We start from the raw sequence: 4,895 nt of genomic DNA, 5'->3' as shown, positions 1-4,895 counted from the left end.
TCCATTTGAACAAATTTTCTTTTTCCATACCAATCACGCACCCTTTCTAGAGTAATAGTATCAGTATGTCCAAGTTTCAGAGATTAGTTACATAAATCTTATAGTTTTTGCACCAGAACCGTTCTTTCTTTGTTCCATTTTGTTTGGATCTCTTACGAAAAAAAGACCACTTCAAAAAGGATGGTCTTTTACATATTTCATTTTTGAAGGATATTTCCAGTCACGACTATTCTTAGAGTTTGTGTTGTACAGATAACAAACATTAAACATCATTTATTTTCCCTATGAAAATTGCATTTGAACATTTTTATGAGACGATATAACATTCGTGTTTTTTAATATCTTCATATAAGAAATAGCTTTTTGATAATATAGACATGCTTTTTCAAATTGACCTTCCTCTTGATAACAAGTTGCTAAATCAATATAAAATATAGATAATTGTTTATTATCTTTTTGATGTTCAAAAAAGGGAATAGCTGTTGTCTCAAGAAAACTTTTTAGATTTGTTTGATCAAAATATAAATAATTTTGATATAAAAATAAACAATGTAATTTAGGATGATTTTTTGTAGATTTTAAACCTTCATGTAACATCCTTTTAGTCTTATTAGTTTCTTGTTTATTTAAAAAATAAATCATACTATCGTATAATTTTTCTAAATCAAGTATTTCTAAGTCTATTGTATTATTTTTGATTTCCTCTAACCTTTTATATAATGCTTTTTTAATGTTACGACTTGGAACTAGCTTATTATTTTCAATTTTACTTAAATAAGATACTGTGCATATTCCATAACATAGGACTTTTTGTGTAATTCCATGTTCTTGTCGTTCTTTGAGAAAGAATTCTCCTATATTTTCACTCTGATTTGCGACATTTGACTTTAGTAACTCCATTCGTTCTGAAAATAATTGTATCATCTCAGGTTTAGCCTTAATTTTATTATTTTCAATAAGACTTAATTGAGATGTTGTGCATATTCCGTCACATAATTCCCTTTGGGATAAATTATATGTTTTTCTAAATTCACGAATTTTTTCACCAATTGTATTCAATATAATATCCTCCCTAGAATTTATTCCAATTTATATACTGACGTTGGCATATCGTAATCATCTTCTTTTTTTCTTTATTATAAGAGGTACAGACCACGAATTGGAAAACATTGGAGTTATCCCTCATCGAACTCATCCTGCTGATTTAACGGTACGACTTTATTCAAAACATCGCGTCTTTTTTTAAAACACCGCAATTTTATTTCAAACTAACAATTGAACGAAATTTACAATTTTAACAGGGCCCTTATACACAAATTTATAATTAAATGCCTTAAAATACGCCTAAGGGTATCGTGTTTTTTGAATATATATAAGAAATTGTTAATAGAATTAGTTCAGGCTGATAATGATTCCATTTGAACAAATTTTCTTTTTCCATACCAATTACTTACCCTTTCTAGAGTAATAGTATCAGTATGTCCAAGTTTTATAGATTTATTGTAATTATCCTGAAGTTTTTGCACCAGAACCGTAAAAAATTCAAAAAACCATCATGTGAACTCCTCCACCTACACTTTGCCTAAAGGTGGGGACTTCTAAGGTAATCGTACCTAATGGTACGAAATTTACTTAGCTATCGATCCTGTTCCTTGCTCTATATATGCTTATGCTAACAATCGTAATCCTTCACGCTTGATATTGATAGAAGTATTCCAGTCCCTGTCTGCCATAAAACCACATTCACAGTAGAATGTGCGCTCCGAAAGAGATAGAGACTCCTTTACTTGACCACAACAAGAACAAGTTTGGGATGATAAAAACCACTTATCTATTTTGATAAACTTTTTTCCCTGCTCTTCTAACTTGTATTGGAGAAATGTCGTGAACATACCCCATGCATTGTCAGCAACACTTTTACTGAAATTGAGGGCTTGTGACATTCCCTTAATGTTGAGATCTTCGATAACCACGCAATCATATAGTTTCGCCAATTTGTACGATTCTTTATGTAGAAAGTCCTTTCGTTGGTTCGCAATTCTTTCATATAGCTTCGCTACTTTCAGACGCTGTTTATGCCAACGATTAGAGCTTTTCTTTCTGCGTGATAGAATACGCTGTTCCTTCGCTAATTTTTCCAAGGCTTGATGATAGAAACGAGGGTAATTGGCTATCTTGCCATCTTCACTATCAACAAATAAGCCATTCATAGAAAAATCCAAACCAGCAACAGCTTGTACTTCTTTTAGTATAGGCTCATGTTCGTATTCGGTGAGAATAGAAACATAATATTTTCCTGTTTTAGTTCGAGAAACCGTACAAGACTTGATGATATGATGTGACGGAATCTCCCGATGTTGTTTCATTTTTACAAGTTTCAATTTCGGTAATTTGATATAGCCCTCCAAAAGCATAATGTTTCCGTTGACCACATTGGTTGTGTAAGATTGTCTTGCCTTACGGCTTTTGAACTTTGGAAATTCAGCACGACCTGAAAAGAAGTTTTTGTACGCTTTCTGCAAATTGAGCCCCGCATTTGCCAATGCAAGGCTATCTACTTCTTTGAGCCATACAAACTCCTTTTTGTATTTAGCAGGAGTAGGGAACTTTTGCTTCATTAATCCTTCTTTGTTATCCTTGAATTGCTTATACGTTTCCTTTCGTTCAGCCAACATTTGATTGTAGACGAAACGAACGCAACCGAAAGTTTTCATAAGAAGTTGCTCTTGATCTGGTGTTGGATATAGACGGAACTTATATGCTTTGTTTGCCATATCAAAATCCCTCACCTCATGCTTTGTGATTTTCTATGTGTTTTTTTATTCTTTCAATGGCGCACCATCCGTTGTAAGCAATCAAACGTTTTTTGCCCCAAAATACTCTTTCTAAAGTTCTTCTTTTACTGATGGAAAATGCTTTTTTATAAATCGAGAACTTGCGCTTTTATGAACATTGATAAACTTTAACATTTCAGTATTCAGATGTATTTTGAACAAAATATGCACATGTTCAGTATCATGATTCCATTCGACTAAGGTAATATTGTAATTCTCATCCAATCGAACAAACATATCTTTCATATAGTCAGATATGAGAGCATTAATCACTTTTCAGAACAAAGTGATAATATAATAGCATGAAAAAGAGACAACTTTAGGCTACCCCTAACCGAAATTCATCTTCCACTTTCACTGGCGCTGTCGCACCTTCACGTTTAAAAGTGGAAGACTACTTTCGGACAGAAGTTGAGGCTTTTTCAAACTTATTATAATAGCAGCACATCTTTAATATATAATCAATACTACAGAATCTAATCAAAAAATACATGATTTTACAAAAAAAATTTAGATTAGAAAACTCATTTTGGTGCAGCAACTTCAAGATAACTGCAACAGAACCCTTTAAAATATCCCATCTGTGATTCTCCTCGTTTTCTTTTTCGAAAGTTTAGCTTAGTTTAAAAAACTTTGCAACAGAACCTGTTAAAGTATATATAGAAGATTGTGAGGGAATGTATTTAACTAACATAAGCAGGATAAGAAGATGATGGTAAAATTTTTATGTTAAGGGGGAGAGAAATGCCTTATTTAAGAACTAAAGACGGAATTAAAATATTTTATGAATCTTATGGTAAAGGGAGACCTCTTATTTTTATACATGGATTAGGTGCTTCTTCCTCGATGTATAAACCACAAGTAGAGTATTTTAAAAACTTTTTCGAAGTAATTTTAATAGATTTAAGAGGTAATGGAAATTCTGGAAAACTAGACTGTCACTTTGAAAGTGTTTTGGAAATGCAAACAAATGATATAAAGGAAATTTTAAACCTTTTAAAGATTGAAGCTGCAATATTTGTTGGAGTTTCGTATGGCGGTGTTTTAATTCAAAAGTTAGCCATTACTTATCCCGAAACTGTTACGGCATTAGTAATAGTGGATAGTTTTTGTGACACGTCCATTGATTCCTTTCAAAAATTATTAGCTATGATTGGTGCTAACCAAACTTGGGTTATTAATTTCCCTAAAAAGTGGTTAGCCCAATTAACAAAAGTCTCGTATAAAAGATGGGCTTTGGCTAGCACAGAGATGGAAAGTGTAATGTTTAACATGAGAAAACATGAAGCTAAAATTCAAAGAAAAGCAATAAATAAAATTAAATTTAATAAACATTTATCGATTATAGAAGCTCCGACCCTTTGTTTAGTTGGAGACCATACTAAATTAGGTGTTCAGATGATGAAACAAGTAGCAAATTTAATAAAAAATTCAGAGATACAGGTTATTAATGATTCTTTTGACCCAAGTAACCTTTGTCAACCCCATGTTTTTAATAAGACAGTTCATAACTTTATATCGAAAGTACAATAATTACTTATTTGACTAACGTGTACATTATTAGAAGAAAAAATAAGGTTCTGTTGCAAAGTTTTCTAAATGAGGCTACACCCTAGAAAAAAAAGAACAAGGAGAATCACAAATGCGATACTTTAAAGGAAAACAGTTCAAGAAAGATATTATTTTAGTAGCCGTGGGCGGTTCTGGTGCAAAAACTATAAGACTTATGTAATTAATCTCTGAAATTTGGACATACTGATACTAGTACTCTAAAAAGGACGTGATCAGTATGGAAAAGCAAAACTTATTCAAGTGGAAACATTATCAGCCTGAACTAATCTTATTAACAGTAAGATGGTACCTACGGTACAATTTGAGCTTTCGTAACCTGGCGGAAATGATGGAAGAACGAGATTTATCAATCGCTCACACAACAATTATGCGTTGGGTGCATCAATATGGACCTTAATTAGATGAAAGAGTACGACGTCATCTTAAGACAACAAATGATTCCTGGAGAGTCGATGAAACGTATGTGAAAGTAAAAGGGCAATGGATGTA

At 32.3% G+C, this 4,895-nt stretch carries 3 protein-coding genes and 3 pseudogenes; 2 read left to right on the top strand and 4 right to left on the bottom strand.

Going from position 1 to position 4,895, the window contains the following annotated elements; genetic code table 11:
- Positions 1 to 282 precede the first annotated feature (282 nt).
- From J4P91_RS28250 to J4P91_RS28240, 4 genes and pseudogenes are all read right to left on the bottom strand, one after another.
- Entirely contained in the window at positions 283 to 1,059 is a 777-nt protein-coding gene (locus tag J4P91_RS28250; protein ID WP_207996736.1) for a helix-turn-helix domain-containing protein, read from the bottom strand.
- Between the two features lie 298 nt (positions 1,060 to 1,357).
- A pseudogene (locus tag J4P91_RS29865) lies at positions 1,358 to 1,441 on the bottom strand (IS6 family transposase); the annotation flags it as partial.
- Between the two features lie 226 nt (positions 1,442 to 1,667).
- Positions 1,668 to 2,804, bottom strand: coding sequence for an RNA-guided endonuclease TnpB family protein (locus J4P91_RS28245; protein WP_374192076.1), 1,137 nt, complete (start codon positions 2,802 to 2,804; stop codon positions 1,668 to 1,670).
- A pseudogene (locus tag J4P91_RS28240) lies at positions 2,791 to 3,092 on the bottom strand (transposase); the annotation flags it as partial. The pseudogene J4P91_RS28240 and the gene J4P91_RS28245, both read right to left, overlap by 14 nt.
- A gap of 486 nt (positions 3,093 to 3,578) precedes the next feature.
- On the opposite strand from J4P91_RS28240, the gene J4P91_RS28235 reads away from it, so the two are divergent.
- Together J4P91_RS28235 and J4P91_RS28230 are read left to right on the top strand one after the other, a co-directional pair.
- Positions 3,579 to 4,367, top strand: a complete 789-nt coding sequence (locus J4P91_RS28235; RefSeq protein ID WP_207996734.1) for an alpha/beta fold hydrolase — start codon at positions 3,579 to 3,581, stop codon at positions 4,365 to 4,367.
- Between the two features lie 256 nt (positions 4,368 to 4,623).
- Positions 4,624 to 4,895, top strand: a pseudogene (locus tag J4P91_RS28230) (transposase domain-containing protein); the annotation flags it as partial.

The sequence above is a fragment of the Bacillus sp. XF8 genome (genome assembly GCF_017498755.1).
GTDB lineage: Bacteria > Bacillota > Bacilli > Bacillales > Bacillaceae_G > Bacillus_A > Bacillus_A bingmayongensis.
Note: the sequence above shows the minus strand (reverse complement) of the source record. Positions and strands in the feature narration are given on the sequence as shown.

Coding starts and splice junctions, on each gene's coding strand:
- J4P91_RS28235 (WP_207996734.1), top strand. CDS start 3,579: ATGCCTTATTTAAGAACTAAAGACGGAATTAAAATATTTTATGAATCT.